Origin of the sequence: Brevibacillus sp. FSL L8-0520 (assembly GCF_037963895.1) — a bacterium.
GTDB classification, from domain to species: domain Bacteria; phylum Bacillota; class Bacilli; order Brevibacillales; family Brevibacillaceae; genus Brevibacillus; species Brevibacillus borstelensis.
This window is the reverse complement of the sequence record NZ_CP150171.1, coordinates 1177501-1192955: the sequence shown is the minus strand read 5'-3', so window position 1 is coordinate 1192955 and position 15455 is coordinate 1177501. Positions and strand designations below refer to the sequence as shown.

13 protein-coding genes and 4 tRNA genes (1 of these 17 running past the window's edge) are annotated in these 15455 nt (G+C 51.3%); 2 read left to right on the top strand and 15 right to left on the bottom strand.

The window, feature by feature from the left end; translation table 11 throughout:
• Positions 1-145: 145 nt before the first annotated feature.
• The 5 genes from yhbH to trmL form a co-directional block, all read right to left on the bottom strand.
• Positions 146-1306, bottom strand: a complete 1161-nt coding sequence (gene yhbH, locus NSQ24_RS06225) for a sporulation protein YhbH (protein WP_171505801.1) — start codon at positions 1304-1306, stop codon at positions 146-148.
• A 216-nt stretch (positions 1307-1522) separates the two neighbouring features.
• On the bottom strand, positions 1523-3421 hold the full coding sequence (locus NSQ24_RS06220) for a PrkA family serine protein kinase (RefSeq protein ID WP_003392210.1): 1899 nt from the start codon (positions 3419-3421) through the stop codon (positions 1523-1525).
• A 644-nt stretch (positions 3422-4065) separates the two neighbouring features.
• Positions 4066-4857: a hypothetical protein gene (locus tag NSQ24_RS06215; protein ID WP_003392212.1), complete on the bottom strand. Its 792-nt coding sequence runs from the start codon at positions 4855-4857 to the stop codon at positions 4066-4068.
• Between the two features lie 370 nt (positions 4858-5227).
• Positions 5228-5953: an HAD family hydrolase gene (locus NSQ24_RS06210; protein ID WP_003392214.1), complete on the bottom strand. Its 726-nt coding sequence runs from the start codon at positions 5951-5953 to the stop codon at positions 5228-5230.
• 50 nt (positions 5954-6003) lie between these two features.
• Positions 6004-6474: a tRNA (uridine(34)/cytosine(34)/5-carboxymethylaminomethyluridine(34)-2'-O)-methyltransferase TrmL gene (trmL, locus tag NSQ24_RS06205; RefSeq protein WP_003392216.1), complete on the bottom strand. Its 471-nt coding sequence runs from the start codon at positions 6472-6474 to the stop codon at positions 6004-6006.
• A gap of 426 nt (positions 6475-6900) precedes the next feature.
• Between trmL and NSQ24_RS06200 the strand changes: the two genes are divergently transcribed.
• The gene (locus NSQ24_RS06200) at positions 6901-7587 is read left to right on the top strand and encodes a ferric reductase-like transmembrane domain-containing protein (RefSeq protein ID WP_003392219.1); all 687 of its coding nucleotides are present in this window, start codon (positions 6901-6903) and stop codon (positions 7585-7587) included.
• A gap of 64 nt (positions 7588-7651) precedes the next feature.
• Here the strand turns inward: NSQ24_RS06200 and NSQ24_RS06195 are convergent, their stop codons facing one another.
• From NSQ24_RS06195 to rnhA, 4 genes are all read right to left on the bottom strand, one after another.
• The gene (locus NSQ24_RS06195) at positions 7652-8653 is read right to left on the bottom strand and encodes an amidase domain-containing protein (protein ID WP_338462266.1); all 1002 of its coding nucleotides are present in this window, start codon (positions 8651-8653) and stop codon (positions 7652-7654) included.
• Between the two features lie 701 nt (positions 8654-9354).
• Positions 9355-9906 carry a methylated-DNA--[protein]-cysteine S-methyltransferase gene (locus NSQ24_RS06190; protein WP_122958339.1) on the bottom strand — a complete coding sequence of 184 codons (552 nt, stop codon included), beginning with the start codon at positions 9904-9906 and terminating at the stop codon, positions 9355-9357.
• Positions 9907-9952: 46 nt separating this feature from the next.
• Entirely contained in the window at positions 9953-11152 is a 1200-nt protein-coding gene (gene queG / locus NSQ24_RS06185; protein ID WP_141334229.1) for a tRNA epoxyqueuosine(34) reductase QueG, read from the bottom strand.
• Positions 11149-11583: a ribonuclease HI gene (gene rnhA / locus NSQ24_RS06180; protein WP_003392226.1), complete on the bottom strand. Its 435-nt coding sequence runs from the start codon at positions 11581-11583 to the stop codon at positions 11149-11151. The genes queG and rnhA overlap by 4 nt, the downstream gene beginning before the upstream one ends.
• A gap of 108 nt (positions 11584-11691) precedes the next feature.
• Here rnhA and NSQ24_RS06175 point away from each other — a divergent pair, with 108 nt between their 5' ends.
• Positions 11692-12363, top strand: a complete 672-nt coding sequence (locus NSQ24_RS06175; RefSeq protein ID WP_031933505.1) for a phenylalanine--tRNA ligase beta subunit-related protein — start codon at positions 11692-11694, stop codon at positions 12361-12363.
• Between the two features lie 56 nt (positions 12364-12419).
• Here the strand turns inward: NSQ24_RS06175 and NSQ24_RS06170 are convergent, their stop codons facing one another.
• The 6 genes from NSQ24_RS06170 to NSQ24_RS06145 all read right to left on the bottom strand — a co-directional run.
• Positions 12420-13751 (bottom strand): purine/pyrimidine permease, encoded by a 1332-nt coding sequence (locus NSQ24_RS06170; RefSeq protein ID WP_024985499.1) that lies wholly within the window; start codon positions 13749-13751, stop codon positions 12420-12422.
• Positions 13752-14023: 272 nt separating this feature from the next.
• Positions 14024-14896, bottom strand: coding sequence for a DUF4850 domain-containing protein (locus tag NSQ24_RS06165; RefSeq protein ID WP_003392231.1), 873 nt, complete (start codon positions 14894-14896; stop codon positions 14024-14026).
• A gap of 204 nt (positions 14897-15100) precedes the next feature.
• Positions 15101-15183 (bottom strand) — tRNA-Leu (locus tag NSQ24_RS06160).
• 9 nt (positions 15184-15192) lie between these two features.
• Positions 15193-15266 (bottom strand) — tRNA-Cys (locus NSQ24_RS06155).
• Positions 15267-15318: 52 nt separating this feature from the next.
• Positions 15319-15394: transfer RNA gene (locus NSQ24_RS06150), tRNA-Gly, on the bottom strand.
• A gap of 4 nt (positions 15395-15398) precedes the next feature.
• A tRNA-Gln gene (locus NSQ24_RS06145) sits at positions 15399-15455 on the bottom strand (it continues 18 nt past the right edge of the window).

The window sequence follows — 15455 nt, the reverse complement described above, 5'->3', positions numbered from 1 at the left end:
TGACTGCCTACCCGTTCAGGGAAAAAGGGAGCCGAAACAGCAGCTCCCCATGAAAAAACGCCTCCCCCCATTTGAGAAAAGGCGTTTTTATTACCTCTTGCAGAGATGCATTTACTTTGGATACCTTGACGTATTACTTCTCCCGCTACCTCACAATCTCTTCCTTCTTCCCAAAAAACGTCCGCAGCGCTTTGTATACCTCGCCTTTTTCCCTGATCACGCAATGCATGAACTTCGGGTCCTTGATGTGCCGATAAGCGGACATCAAAGTGGAGTGCCTGTTGTATTGGTTGACCTCCCCATACCCGAACATATTGCACCGCTCCATCAATTCCTTGACCAGCTTGACGCAGCGTTCATTGTCTGAAGTCAGGTTGTCGCCGTCGGAAAAGTGAAACGGATATATGTTGTACTGTGAGGGCGGGTAGCGGCTGTCGATGATTTCCAGCGCCTTTCTGTAGGCCGACGAACAAATCGTTCCCCCGCTTTCGCCCTTGGAGAAAAACACTTCTTCCGGCACTTCCTTGGCATCTGTATGATGGGCGATAAAAGCAATGTCCACCTTCTCGTACTTGGTCCGCAGAAAGCGAACCATCCAGAAAAAGAAGCTGCGGGCGATGTACTTTTCAAAAACCCCCATACTTCCCGACGTATCCATCATCGCAATGATCACAGCATTGGAGTGCGGCTTGATGATCTCCTCCCACGTTTTGAATCGCAGGTCGTCGTCGCTGATCCCCAGCTCCATGTCGCTGTACCCGGCCAGCGCATTGCGACGAATCGCCGCGATCAATGTCCGCTTTTTGTCAATATTGCCCATCAAGCCTTTTTTGCGAACGTCGTTAAACCGCGTCTCTTCGATCACGATCTGGTCTTCGTCCTTGCGCTGGAGATTCGGCAGCTCCAGCTCCGAAAAGAGCATTTCCTCAAGCTCTTCCACGGTGATTTCCGCTTCGAAATAGTCGACGCCCGGCTGGTCGCCGGCGCCCTGGCCCTTCCCGGCCCCTTGGGCGGGATCGCCGTCCTTGGCAATGACATCCCCTACTCTGGTGTCCCCTTTTCCTTGCCCGGCATGCTTTCCTTTTTGGAAGTTGTACCGCAGCCGGTATTCATCCAGAGAGCGAATCGGAATTTTAATCACGTCACGCCCGTTTGACATGATGATATTTTCTTCGCTGACCAGGTCAGGCAAGTTCTTCTTGATCGCTTCCTTCACCTTTTCCTGGTGGCGGGTTTGGTCCTGGTACCCTTTGCGGTGCAGCGACCAGTCTTCCCTGGAGACGACAAACGGTACCGAATCCTCCATAGGGTCCCCTCCTACTGGCGCAGCTGCGCCGAATTACTCCTTCGTCAAGCCAGATCCAAAGTGCCCTTTGGGTGCCTCCTACTGGCGCAGCTGCGCCGAATTACTCCTTCGTCAAGCCAGATCCAAAGTGCCCTTTGGGTGCCTCCTACTGGCGCAGCTGCGCCGAATTACTTCATCGTCAAGCCAGATCCAAAAGTGCCCTTTGGGTGCCCCCTTTTACCTATTCAGCAGACTGCCTACATATCGCAGCAGCTCGTTGGCACAAACAGGGCAATAGTGATGCTCATCGATCAACCTTCGCGTTACTTCATTGATCTTTTTCAATTGATGTTCATCCGGCGTTTTGTTGGAGGTCGTAATTTTGACGACGTCCTTCAAATCGGTAAACAGCTTTTTCTCGATCGCTTCGCGGAGCCGGTCATGCGTGCTGTAGTCAAATCGCTTTCCTTTGCGGGCGTACGCGGAAATCCGGATCAAAATTTCTTCACGGAATGCCCGCTTCGCATTTTCCGAGATGCCGATCTGCTCTTCAATGGAACGCATCAAGCGCTCATCCGGGTCCATCTCCTCGCCGGTGACCGGGTCGCGGAGCTTATTCATATTGGCGTAGGCTTCCACATTGTCGAGGTAATTGTCCATCAGCGTTTTGGCGGACTCCTCGTAGCTGTAGACGAACGCCTTCTGAACCTCTTTTTTGGCCAATTCGTCGTATTCCTTGCGAGCCATGGAAATAAAGTTGAGATAACGCTCCCGCTGCTCCTTGGTGATGGACGGATGCTGGTCAAAGCCTTCCTTCAACGCGCGCAGAATATCGAGCGCGTTGATGCACTCCGTATCCCGTCGGATCAGCGCGCTGGAGATACGGTTGATCACGTAGCGGGGATCGATGCCCGACATCCCTTCGTCAGCATGCTCGTTTCTCAGTTCGTCCAGATCGGAACCCTTGAAGCCCTCCACCGACTCGCCATCGTAGAGACGCATCTTTTTCAGCAGATCGGCTCCTTGTTTCTTTGACTCCTTCAGGCGGGTCAAAATGGAGAAGGTTGCCGCCGACCGCAGCGCGTGCGGAGCGATATGCACGTGTCCCAGATCAGACTGCTTGATCAGCTTTGCATATATTTTTTCCTCGTCGCTCACCCGCAAATTGTAGGGGATCGGCATGACGATGATGCGGGATTGCAGCGCTTCGTTCTTTTTATTGGCGATAAAAGCTTTGTACTCTGACTCGTTCGTATGCGCGACGATTAGCTCATCGGCAGAAATCAAGGCAAAGCGTCCAGCCTTGAAATTGCCTTCCTGTGTGAGCGAGAGCAGGTGCCAAAGAAATTTTTCATCGCACTTCAGCATTTCCTGGAATTCCATAAGGCCCCGGTTGGCCTTGTTCAGCTCGCCATCGAAGCGGTAGGCGCGGGGGTCCGATTCCGAGCCGTATTTCGTGATGGTGGAAAAATCGATGCTTCCCGTCAAATCAGCAATATCCTGAGACTTGGGGTCAGATGGACTGAAGGTTCCGATCCCGACACGCTCCGCCTCCGAGAAAAAGATTCGCCTGACGGGGAAGTCTTCAATACGCCCTCCGAACTCGGTTTCCAGACGCATGCGATTATAAGGAGTCAATTCCCCTTCGATCTTGATCCCCAGCTCTTCCTCAATTTCCGGTCTCAATTCATGCGGAATCAGATGGAGCGGCTCTTCCTGCATCGGGCATCCGTCCAGTGCATAAACGGCTCCCTCATCTGTCCGGGAATACTCCTCCAATCCCTTTTTGAGCATCGTCACAATCGTCGATTTCCCGCCGCTGACCGGGCCCATCAATAGCAAAATCCGCTTGCGTACATCCAATCGGCGGGCGGCAGAGTGAAAATATTCCTCCACCAATCGTTCAATCGCGCGATCCAGACCAAAAATCTCCCGACTAAAAAAACGATAGGAGCGGCTATCGTCCTCGTTTTCCTCTACGCCGGCACTCTTGATCATATTATAGACGCGTGAGTGAGCAGTCTGGGCAATCTGCGGATTTTTACGAACCAGTTCCAGATATTCAGCAAATGTGCCTTTCCACATCATCTTTTCTTCTCGGGCCCGATGCTCGGCGATGCGCTTTAAAATGTCCATGCTCGTCTCTCCTCCCTCTTAAGCCCTCTCTCTTCGCGAACGACCATGTACTTTCATGTATATGTCCGCCAGCGGCCACGCATTCTTATCGAAGCTGCTCTCAACCAAAGACACGACATTTTTGCTGTCTTTTCCTATCTGTATGCGCGAAGACGACACATGTTTCAGCGAACTTGATGATCGGATAAGCGTTTTGGCATGGGCCTGTATCGCTGCCCGTTCCCTCTGGAAAACGGCGCCAAAAAATTCATCAGAATGACAGAAAGCGCTCTCCGTATTTCCCTTGCAAACAGGGAAGGCTAGGTTATAATGGGAGTAGTTTGGTAACGAAAGGAGCAGTCCAACATGGGTACGTTTATCGTAGGATTGGTCTTTGCCGCATTTCTGTTTTTCATTCTGACGGCAGGATATAACGAAGACAAGACCTGGAATCTGTAAGGCCAAGCCTTATTGAGGCTTTCCTTTTCACATCGCTCCCAGGAAAAAAACAGGCTGCCTTTGACAGGCATCCTGTTTTTTTTGATCGCGAAACTTGGATAGGCCAAGCTTTTCGCCGAAGCCTTCGCTCCCTTATCCTTTTGATCGAAAAAAAGGAGCCATCGAAACACGATGACTCCATTCCCCAAGACCCACTACGAGGGTTGTTACACCTGATTCTGTTGCTGAGCTGCTTGTTTTGGTGCTTGTTTTGGTGCTTGTTTTTCCTGTTGCCTTGCTTCTTGCTTCGCCTTTTGCTTTGCCTCTTTGCTCGCTTGCTTCTCTGCTTGTTTCTCAGCCTTTTTTTCGGCTTTATTCGCTGCTTTCATTTCGGCCTTTTTCGCTTTGATCGCTTCCTTCAGCTCTTTTGCTGTTTTTCCAGTTGCATCGGTCCCCAGCTGAGCCGCCTTTTCCTGCAGCTTGGCAATATGCTCTGCCTGTTTGGCTTGACGCTGCTGTTTGGTTTCGGCCTTTTTGGCCTGGATCATCTGTTTGATTTCCTTCGGAGTCTGGCCAGCAGATGTTTCTACCCCCGCTTTTCCGGCCTTTTCCACAAGCTTGGCCAGCTGCTGCTCGTGCTTTTCCGCTTGTTTTGCCTTTACGGCTGCCTTCACTTCTTTAGCCGTCTTTCCATCGAGCTGTATGCCCCACTTTTGGGCCTTTTCCTTGAGCTTGGCCAATTTCTCCGCGTTCAATTCCGCACGCTTCGCTTTGTAGGCCTCTTTCATTTGCTCGACTGTCATGTTCGTGGTATCAATGCCCCATTTTTCTGCGAGCGCTTTGATTTTGTCCAGATGCTGCTGGCGCGCTTCAGCCTTTGCCTGTTTCCCGGTGTTTGCAGGTTTGCTCGCTTTTGCATGAGCTGCCTTGTCCACGGATGGCACTTCCGCTGCGTTGACAACGGATACGCCTCCCAAAAGCAGGCTCAATGACAAAATGGAAGACACACATTTTTTCATCAAAACCCTCTCCTTCACTCTTGCCATCTCCAGATTTCCTGGTGCAGGAATAGAGTAGCCAAGAACTATGTGAAAATGATGGGATAACAATGAAAGATTGTGGCTTGTCTGCTGCAGCAGCAATATACGCAATCTGAGCATGCGCTTCTCCTACGGCGTACGTCGCTGGGTGAAAACCGTACGTGTGTCTCTCGGATTTTCTCGCCATGCGATCTGAACATGCGTCCCTTCCGACCTACGTCGCCGGCGCAATCTGAACGTGCTCCAATTCTGAGTTAAATTGCGGCGCAGTATGGCGGTGGTCCAACCACAAAAAGAGCAGGCACCTGGTACCTGCTCAATCTTTCAGTATAAATCGCTGCCTTCAGCATTACTTGGCAAACAGGCCTGTCCGCTCCGTGATCGCCGTATAAAGCTCCTCGAGCGTTCCCTGTTGATCGACTGGATATTGCGGCTCTCCGCGATCCTCCAGCCAATTTGTCACGAGGAACGTCTTCATCCCCACTTTGCTGGCGACCATATCTTCCTGCATGTGGTTGCCGACCATGACGCATTCCTCAGGCTTGACTCCCAGCTTGCTGCAGATCTCCTGGAAGTAGCCCGGATTCGGCTTGGTAAAATGGGACTCCTCGTAGACTGTGACCAGCTCAAAATCGTCCGGAGACAGTTCAATCCAGGCCAACCGGCTATGAATGGCATCACGCGGAAAAACCGGATTCGTGGCGACAGCTACACGATACCCTTGCTCTTTTGCCGCTTCAATAATTTTTTTCGCCCAAGGGGACGGATGCGTCAGATGGGAGAGCGATGGGAACACTTCTTGATAAAACTTGTCGAACAGCGGCCACAGCTCTTCCTTTGACCAAGGGCTGTGCTCTGCAAAGTATTCGATGAAGACTTGCTCATTCGTTTTTTCGGGGTCCTGGTTCATGATCATCGTTTTGGTCGCTTCCCAAATGATCCCGAGCAGCGCCTGACTATCGTAGTTATCCCCCATATACTGCCCCAGTTCCTTCAGGTATCCTTTTACGAACGGGTCCGTCCTCATTTCCAGCAGTGTTCCATCGAGGTCAAATAGGATCGTTGTCGTGTTCATGTACGTTCTCTCCCTTGTTTGGATGATTGTCAGGCTACGGGTCATGCTCGTTATTTGAGTCCGGGGAAGCCCAGCTGTCTGAGCCCTTCAAACAGGACAATGGCAGCGCAATTGGACAAATTGACGGATCGGGTGGCGCCGCTCATCGGAATGCGAATCGTCTGTTCCCGGTATCGGTCTGTCAACTCCTCCGGAAGACCGGTTGTTTCCTTGCCCAAAATGATATAATCGCCATCACGGAAGGAAACCTCCGTGTAAAGCTTTTCTCCCCACGTTTCCACGAAGTAAAACGTACCGGCGTTTTCCCCCTGCTCGCGGACGAAATGGTCGAAATCATCGTAGTGATGCACCTGTACCGCGTGCCAGTAATCAAGACCTGCCCGCTTTAAATAGCGGTCGTCTGTGGAAAAGCCGAGCGGATGAATCAAGTGCAAATGCGCACCCGTAGCAGCACAGGAACGGGCAATATTTCCCGTGTTGGCAGGGATGAGCGGCTCATGAAGGACGATGTGTAACGGCATAATCAAAAATCTCCTTGGTTACCGGACTTTCAAACATCCTCTATTATACATAAACAGACATAGGGAAGGCCACCCGCTTGCCCCGTTGGAATGGCTTTGTAACAGGCTCCGCGTTTAACACTGATTCGCTTCATCCGTTTTTTATCGTATCGCCTTTTTCATAAAACCAGTTTTTCTTATCATCCCTTTTTCATAAAATCCGCTATTCATCTCATCCTCTTAGGAGATCATCTTCTTATCGGATCATTCCTATCCAGCCGATTCTGAAGGAGGAAATCCGCCCACTCTTGCAATCGCAATAACCTTCACTTTCCAACAAGCGTGTAACGAACATTTCTTTTGAAGACGCCACTTCCTGTAACAAATCAGAGGTGTCCTGCATCAAAAAGAAAACGGGTATCGCACCGAAAGGGAGTGGCCTTGCAAATGCGTTTGTTTCGTTTCCTTGCCTTTATCGTCAGTCTGCTTTTTCTCCTTGCTGTATTTTGGATCAAGTGGCCGCAATTTTCTTTTTTCCGCACGCCTGAAGCCCTGAGTATGATTTCCGGATATTTGGCATTCCTGCTGATCAGCCTCACTTTGCTGCTCGGTCCAATCAAACAGTGGCTTGCGCGCTTTGCCCCCCAGCTTTTGTTGCTCCGAAGAGACTTGGGCATTATCGGCGGCGTGTGTGCACTGGTCCACGTCGCACTCGTCCTGTTTATTTTCGAAAAAGGGCCTCAGCTGCATTTTTTGCAAAGCGATATAACCGCAAAAGGGTGGCTCGGTCTTTTCTTCCTGGACGCCAGTGTCTACGGCGGCGGACTGTCTCCCAATTTTACTTTTACCGGCATAGCCAACTACATGGGTCTGATTGCTTTTATCCTCCTGTTCTGTCTCTGGATTACGTCTTCCCGCTATGCAGAGAAGCTGCTTGGCGGCTCCAGCTGGAAACGCATCCACATGAGCAATTTCCTGTTATTTGTCCTGGTCGTGTTTCACGCCCTCATCTATGTGAATTCGATAAAAGGCGAACCGCATACTCCGGGCGATTTTTTGTGGATAGCCGGAATTGTCGTCGCCATTCGTCTCATTGCCTTTGTAAAAACCGTCTTCTTGCGCCGGACAAAATGAATAAGGCCTCTCGCACAGAGAGGCCCTGTCTTGTTTATGGATAGCCAACAGACTCCGCATCCGATCACGTTCCACGGATGCGAAAAAAAGCGTACCGGATTTGCGGGGTATAGGCCGTCGAATCGCGGTAGTCCCAGTAACGCAGGCGGCTGTTGGTTGTATTTGCATTGACCAGAGGCATGTTGTTCGCGTCTTTTGCCACGACGATGGTATTGTGCTGGAATCGTCCGTCGCCGTTAAAATCATAGCAGATGATATCTCCCGGCTCCAACTGCTCGACAGAGGGCACTGCCACTGCCCGCATCGGCGGCCGGCCAGACTTTAAGAGCAAATATAAACTATGTGCCACCGTCCAGCTGTAGCTCCAGTTGGCACCTTTTCCGCTGCCCCGCATCCACCAGCCCTTCCCCTGTTCCCGGGAAAAAAGCATCGGAATCCCGCCTGCATGCAAGCATTGCGAGATAAAGTTCGTACAGTTATCAGTAAAGAGCGGATAGGCAGGATTGGCTGTATTCCAGTATCTCTCCGCATACGCGATAGCCTGACCCGAATTGTATCCTCCTGCTCCGTGCACGAAAAGAGTAGGGAGGAGATTATCCTCGGGTTCTTCTAGAGTTGACAGCGTTTCTTTCGTTTCGTCAGACAAGGCTCCGTCACCTTTGATTTCTTCGATATGATCGACATGCCATCCTCCGTCTGCGCGGTTCAGGATGACACGCAAAATTCTCTCTGCTTCCTCTACTCTGCTCTCTCCCTTTAATGTATACCATCGCTGGACGTTCCAGCTCATGCAAAGCTGAATTTCTCTGCCCTTTTCCATCCAGAAGAGGGGGATGGCACGCCCGTGAACAGCGGTAGTAACCGCCCCTCTCTCCTGAAGCTGATCTTCCCAGCGCTGCCACTGTCTCCAAAAGAGCGATTCCCGTATTTTCCCTTCTTTCCAAAACGGCCAGATGCGTTCGTAACCCTGATCAACTCCGTAGCGGTGAACGTCATCCAGATAGTCCTTTAGAAACTGCTGCCATTCTTCTTGATTCACAGCCGCCGCTGAATCCTGCCGGTTCACCAATGCACTTCCTCCCCTCTTTCTAGTCTGTCCTGCCGGGCTCCTGTGCGTCCTGTCAGGCTCCTGTGTCTCCTGTCAGGCTCCTGGGTGTTCTGTAAAGCTACTGTGTGCCTGTAAAGCTACTGTCTGCCTGTAAAGCTACTGTCTGCCTGTAAAGCTACTGTCTGCCTGTAAAGCTACTGTCTGCCTGTAAAGCTACTGTCTGCCTGTAAAGCTACTGTCTGCCTGTAAAGCTACTGTCTGCCTGTAAAGCTACTGTCTGCCTGTAAAGCTACTGTCTGCCTGTAAAGCTACTGTCTGCCTGTAAAGCTACTGTCTGCCTGTAAAGCTACTGTCTGCCTGTAAAGCTACTGTCTGCCTGTAAAGCTACTGTCTGCCTGTAAAGCTACTGTCTGCCTGTAAAGCTACTGTGTGTCCTGTCAGGTAGCCTGTATCTCTCGTCAGGCGTCTGTTGTCTCTTCAGGCTCAGGCTCCAATGCGTCTTGTCACAAACCTGTACGTCCTGCCACATACCTTTTATTTCATGCATGCCTTCCATGCTGATAAAATATGATCCGACACATTGATTCAGAAGAAAAAGATACCAGCAGGAGCCCTCCTCCGCGGCTGTTTTTGGAACAGCCGGAAAGCCGAGTCACACTTGGATCTTTCTATTCTCGATGTTCCAGATGCTCGCAAAACCAATAAAAAAGCTATCCGGACTAGCGGATAGCTTTTGCTGATTCGATGGAAGGAGCGGGGTTTCCTGCTCCTTCCAAAGCTAATAGTTGCTCTTTAATGGATAAGCCGCCTCCGTAACCGACAAGCGCTCCATTTGAACCGATTACCCGATGGCAAGGAACGATGATCGGAATCGGGTTGCGGTTATTCGCCCCGCCAATCGCCCGGACCGCTTTTGCCTGCCCGATGGCCAAAGCGATCTCCTTGTACGATCTTGTTTCCCCATACCCGATCCGGGTAAGCTCATTCCACACAGCTTTTTGAAATGGGGTCCCGAACAGTAGAATCGGAACGTCAAACCGCGTCCGCTTTCCGGCAAAATACTCTTCCAGCTCAGTTTGCACAGCCTGATTCAATGCAGCATCTTTCTCCAGATTTGCGCCGAGAAAGGTTTTGCGAGCCCACCGCTGCAGCAGAGGAAGCGCGGATTCCTCGTCTCCAAATTCAATATAGCACAGCCCTTCCTTTGTAGAAGCTAATAACAACGGTCCGATCGGTGAGTCCATGGTGGTGTAACCTATCGTTTGTCCCACTTTATCATTCCTCCCTTGCCGTTTTTTCTTCTCCTGTAAACGTGTGCTAACTGATCTCTTCCGTTTTTTCCCGGGAAACAGTCCCTTTCCGCAGAGAATGGACCTGCTGCAGCATCGAGATTCCCTTCCGAATCTCGGCCATAACTTCTTCCGATTGTTCCTGTTCTGCTGCCTTGTAAAGAGCCTCTGCTGCTGCTTCACCGCCAATTTTCCCAAGAGCCCATGCCGCTGTACCTCTGATCACTTCCCGCGGATCGCTTTGCATCAATCGGATCAGATCCGGTACAGCGGATTGATCCCGAAAGTGAGCCAAGGCGAGAATCGCATTTCGCTGAATAGGCTTTTTCCCTCGCCATGAAGAGGAGGAGTTGCCGAACTTTTGCTTGAATTCCTTGTTGCTCATCTGCAGCAGTGGCAGCAGCAATGGTTTGGCCAGCTCCGGGTCCGGCTGAAACTCGGGATGATGCTCAAAATGCAGGCCCCGGTTTTTGGGACAAACCGTCTGGCAAGTATCGCAGCCATACAATCGATTGCCGATCTTGCTTCGGTACTGATCGGGAATAAAACCCTTTACCTGTGTCAAAAAGGCTACGCATTTCTGCGAGTCCAGTTGTCCTCCCTGAACAAGCGCCCCGGTCGGGCACGCCTCCACACAAAGATTGCAGTCGCCGCAGCCTTCTTCTACCGGTGTATCCGGTGGCAGCGGAAGATTGGTCAGCATCTCGCCTAGATAAACCCAAGAACCGAATTCAGGGGTAATGAGCGCACAGTTTTTTCCCACCCAGCCGAGGCCGGCTCTTTCGGCGACCGCCCGATCCGAAAGCGCTCCGGTATCGACCATGGACTCAAGCCGGGCATGCGGCTCCAGTTGTCTGATGTAATCAGCAAGCTTGTCCAGCTTCTCCCGGAGGACATGGTGGTAGTCGGTCCCCCAGGCTGCTCGGCACATAATTCCTCGATACGCCCCCGGCTCAGACTTGGGCGGATTCTTCAGCTTGGATGGATAAGCCAGTGCGATCGAGATGATGGAACGAGCCCCTTCCAAACTCAGCGAAGGCTCGGTTCGTTTGTCCAAATCCGGCTCTTCAAAGCCGGATTCATAGCCTTTTTCCCGGTGCTCTACGAGACGCTGCTTCAAGGTGAGAAACGGGTCAGCGCTGGCAAAACCGATCTTGTCTATCCCCATTTCCTTGGCATAGCGGATGATGGCCTGCTTTGTGTCTTCCCAGTATTGGCGCTCGTTCACAGCTTCTTGATCGCTCCTGTTGCCAGCTCATCGCAGCGGTTGTTCCATTCATTGTCTGCATGCCCTTTTACCTTGACGTACTGAACGGTATGAATCTCCATCAGCCGCAGCAATTCCTTCCACAAATCCTGGTTTTCCACTGGCTGGTTCTTGCTGTTCTTCCATCCGTTTCGCAGCCATCCCTTGTACCAGCCTTGCTGAAAGCAATTTACCAAATAAGCGCTATCGCTATATAGAGTGACCTTGCAAGGCTCCTTGAGGACGGACAATGCCTCGATCGCGGCCTTCAGCTCCATCCGGTTGTTGGTCGTTCCCTGCTCGGCACCGGACATCTCCTTTTTATGTTCACCATACATCAACACGGCTCCCCAGCCTCCTGGGCCGGGATTGCCGGAACATGCTCCGTCGGTATATATCGTAACTTCACGCATCGTCAGGGAATCCCTCCTGTCTTCTTCTTATTGTATCGAAGGATAGTCGCGATCACAAAATTTTTTTGCTATACTACCAAAAAATGCTGTACGCAGGGAGTGATCGCCATGAAGGTACGGCTTGCCAAAGAGGTAGCCGGGATTCTTCCTTCGTTTTCGCTGGGAGTTATTCATTATACAGACGTTACCGTAAGCACTTCTCCAAAAATGCTTCAGGGACGGATTAATCTATTTGTGGAGTCGCTGCGTCTGGAGCACGAGCTGTCGCAAATTACGGAAATCGCAGGGGTTCAGCACTGGCGCTCGGCATTTAAACGCCTCGGCATAGATCCGGGCCGCTATCGCCCCTCCTCGGAAGCGCTGCTGCGCAGACTCCTCCAAGGGAATGCCTTCTTTTGGATCAACAGCGCTGTCGACGTAAACAATTTTTTCTCCATTCTGCAAGCCCTGCCTTACGGTATATATGATGAAGCACAGATACAGGGAGACGTCGTCTGCCGCTTGGGACAGGCCACGGATGTTTACCAGGGCTTAAACGGCAGAGAAGTACATATGGAAGGCAAATTGGTTCTGGCCGACGAGCTGGGGGCATTCGGCAGTCCGATCGTTGACTCAAAGCGCACCCCGGTTTCCGAAGAAAGCAAGCAGCTGATGCAGGTCATCTTTTTCCATGAACAGCTTACACTTCCCGAGCGCGAGGAAATCATGGGGACGACAGCCAGAATGTTCACGGAAATCAACGGTGGCCTCGTTTCATCCTCGTACATCGTCACCGGCTGATCTGAGGCAACACCCCACGATATGTTCCCCGCAACTCTCAGGAAAAAGACGGCTCGTCACTCGGACTGGCCGTCTTTTTCCGCTATTTCTTCTGGTTTTTGCCGAAACACGACATGCTCCAGAACCAGGCTGACCAACACGCCAAGCAGCAATCCGTTTCCAAACAGGAAGCTGGCCAGGGACGGAAGATGCTGCCAAGCTGTCGTCGGAACGAACATAACGCCGATCCCGACGAGGATTGAACTGCCTGCCACGGTAATTGCCCGAGTGTCCAGCTTGACGGAGGCGATGTCCTTCAAGCCGAAGCCAAGGAGCTGCGTGTAGGTAATAAACATGCCAGCATATGCGACAGGCGTAGGCAATGCAGCCAGGAACTGAGATACGGCCGGCAAAAGGCCGATCAGCATCATCCCTGCCATCGCTACCAAAAACGGGAGACGAGCTGCCATTTTGGTCGTTTCGATCACTGCTGCGGCGATCGAAAGCGGAATCATTCCGACAACACCGGATACACCGGACAACATGTGGGAAACGCCCGTAAATACCCCGCCACGGTTGTACTGGCTCACTGTCGGAGGTGTTTGGGTTGCTTTGCCCATCACATTCATGCTTGTTACCAGGTTGGTAAGCAGAACGAAGCCTGTCAACAGACTGGTCAACACCACGCCCCAGTCCCACCTCGGTTCACCCCAGAAAAACAGGGTTGGCATCACGATCCATTGATCCGTATGGCGTACCGGTTCCGTCCAGCCTAGCACAGCAAACAAGATCCAGCCGGCCGCCATCCCGAGCAGCACGGCAAAGCTGGCAAACCGCTTCGTTCGCAAAAATATCAGGACCAGAGCAACGATTAATACGGAAACCAGGGCGATCCCGGGACTTACTTCTTTCGCGTGCTGATAGCCAATACCCAGCATGCCCGATACGATGCTGCTGCATAAGGACACTGCCAGAAGCACCATGTATGTGCCTGAAACAAGAGGAGTAAACCAGCGTTGGATTTTTCCGATCCACCCGAGCAGGCCAAACAAAAAGAACATCGCACCGGCCAACAGCAGCCCAAGCTGGAACGACTGCCCGATTTCCCGCGGAGCGATACCCACACTGGTTCCGATTTGCGCCAAAATGATAAAGATTCCCCACCATAGCCCTGCCGGCCCTTCGATCATCGGATATCGATGGCCGATCCATACTTGCAGGAAGGACGCCAGTCCGACGAAAAACATGGTCTGCTGCATCAGGAGGCCGACCTCATCAGGGGTAAGTCCGTAAATGTCTCCAATCGCCAACGGTACGGCGACACTGCTGGAGACAGTGACGATCATCCATTGCAAAGCTGACAGAATGGTCGTTCCAAATGGAGGCTTCTCATGTAACCCATATCCCACTTCTCACACCTCTACTCTCGATTCCCATCTGCTGAATCACATCGCAGAATCCTACTCTTACGGCGTCGACGATCCTTCAAAAGAAAAGAGAAAGCACGCCATGGTAAGCGTGCGTTTTGTCTATGCCTTCAATAAGGATAGCATTCACTGAAGAGCGTCAGGGAATCCTTTTCGTGACCTAGTTATTTTAACATAAGAGGACGAAATGTGTATCTGTGAATCTGCTCCCGACCACATTTTGCAGGAAGGCGATTATGCTCATTTGCTTGGCTTTATTCTAACAAGGAAGCGGCTGAAGCACCTGTAGTCACAAATAAATCGAGAATATCTTTTGCCGTTTTTGCTTGTTCCGCTTGGCAGGAAATTTCCATTTTCAAAAACCTCTGGCTTCCTTCTTGGGAAAGGTGATGCGCCACACCAGAGATGTGATAACCGTCTGGAGAATCGGCGAGGAGATATTGTACGGTTGTTGGGGAGACCAGCGTCCTTTCTTTAAATGCAACTTTCGCAGAGATCGGAAATCCTTGTTCCTCTGCCCACTTCTCCTTGTCCGGGAAGTATGTTCCAATCGAGGTAATCGCGCATCCTTGGCATCCTCCGGCGTTGTCGGAGTAGTTGAGCTTCTGGTTCGGATCATGCGGATTAACCAGTTCGATGCCAATCGATCCATTTGCGCCAATACCAGCTTGCCCTAAGGTCCAATCCCGCGGTCCGATAAAAAATACGCTTCCTCCCCCCAACACATCCATCCAATACGCACCAAGCTCATCCTTGCTTGATTGCGGAATCGATAATGGAATCACCGGGTATGGCTTTTTGGGCCCAACAGTCTGCGGCTGGTCCCCATCGATGTAAAATTCAGCCTTAATCACTTTTAGCGGAAGCGAAGTGATCGTCTCTCCAGTTTTGCCTTGAAACGATACTTGGCCTGCTTCAATCATAAACGAAGCGGGCAGTTTTTCAGCTGCGTCCTCCTTTTGAACAGGTGAATCATTCAAAATAGCTGCTGCAGCTGCGGTAATCTCGCCAGGCTTTTCCGTATGCAATGCTGCCTGTGGCCCAGTGGAACATCCCACTGCTGCGAGAGACAAACCAACCATGAGCAGGTTCTTGAAACGTAACGCGCTTCTCTTTTCTTTCCCCATGTGTTACCCCATTCTTTTCCTATTTCGTATTCATTTTAAAGACGGTTCCCTTTGCTGTTTCGTTACGCAAAGTAAAGTGTGTAAAAATACTTTTGTATCGGAGTGTACGGTTTCCGCTCTGCCGCAGGTTTTGTTATCAGGTGATAGTTATCATGAAACATAAAAAAGAGGAACCCATAATGGATTCCTCCTTGGTCAAGCATATGGTGCCGGTAGAGGGACTTGAACCCCCACGGTTTCCCTCACGATTTTGAGTCGCGCGCGTCTGCCAATTCCGCCATACCGGCACTGTTCTATGGAGGAGGCACCCGGATTTGAACCGGGGATAAGGGTTTTGCAGACCCGTGCCTTACCACTTGGCTATGCCTCCGTATTATGCATCAAAATGATGCTTCATAAATAAAATTCTGTTATGGTTTCAATGGAGCGGACGACGGGGCTCGAACCCGCGACCTTCGCCTTGGCAAGGCGACGCTCTACCAATTGAGCTACGTCCGCAAAGTGGCTGGGGCACTAGGATTCGAACCTAGGCATGACGGAGTCAAAGTCCGTTGCCTTA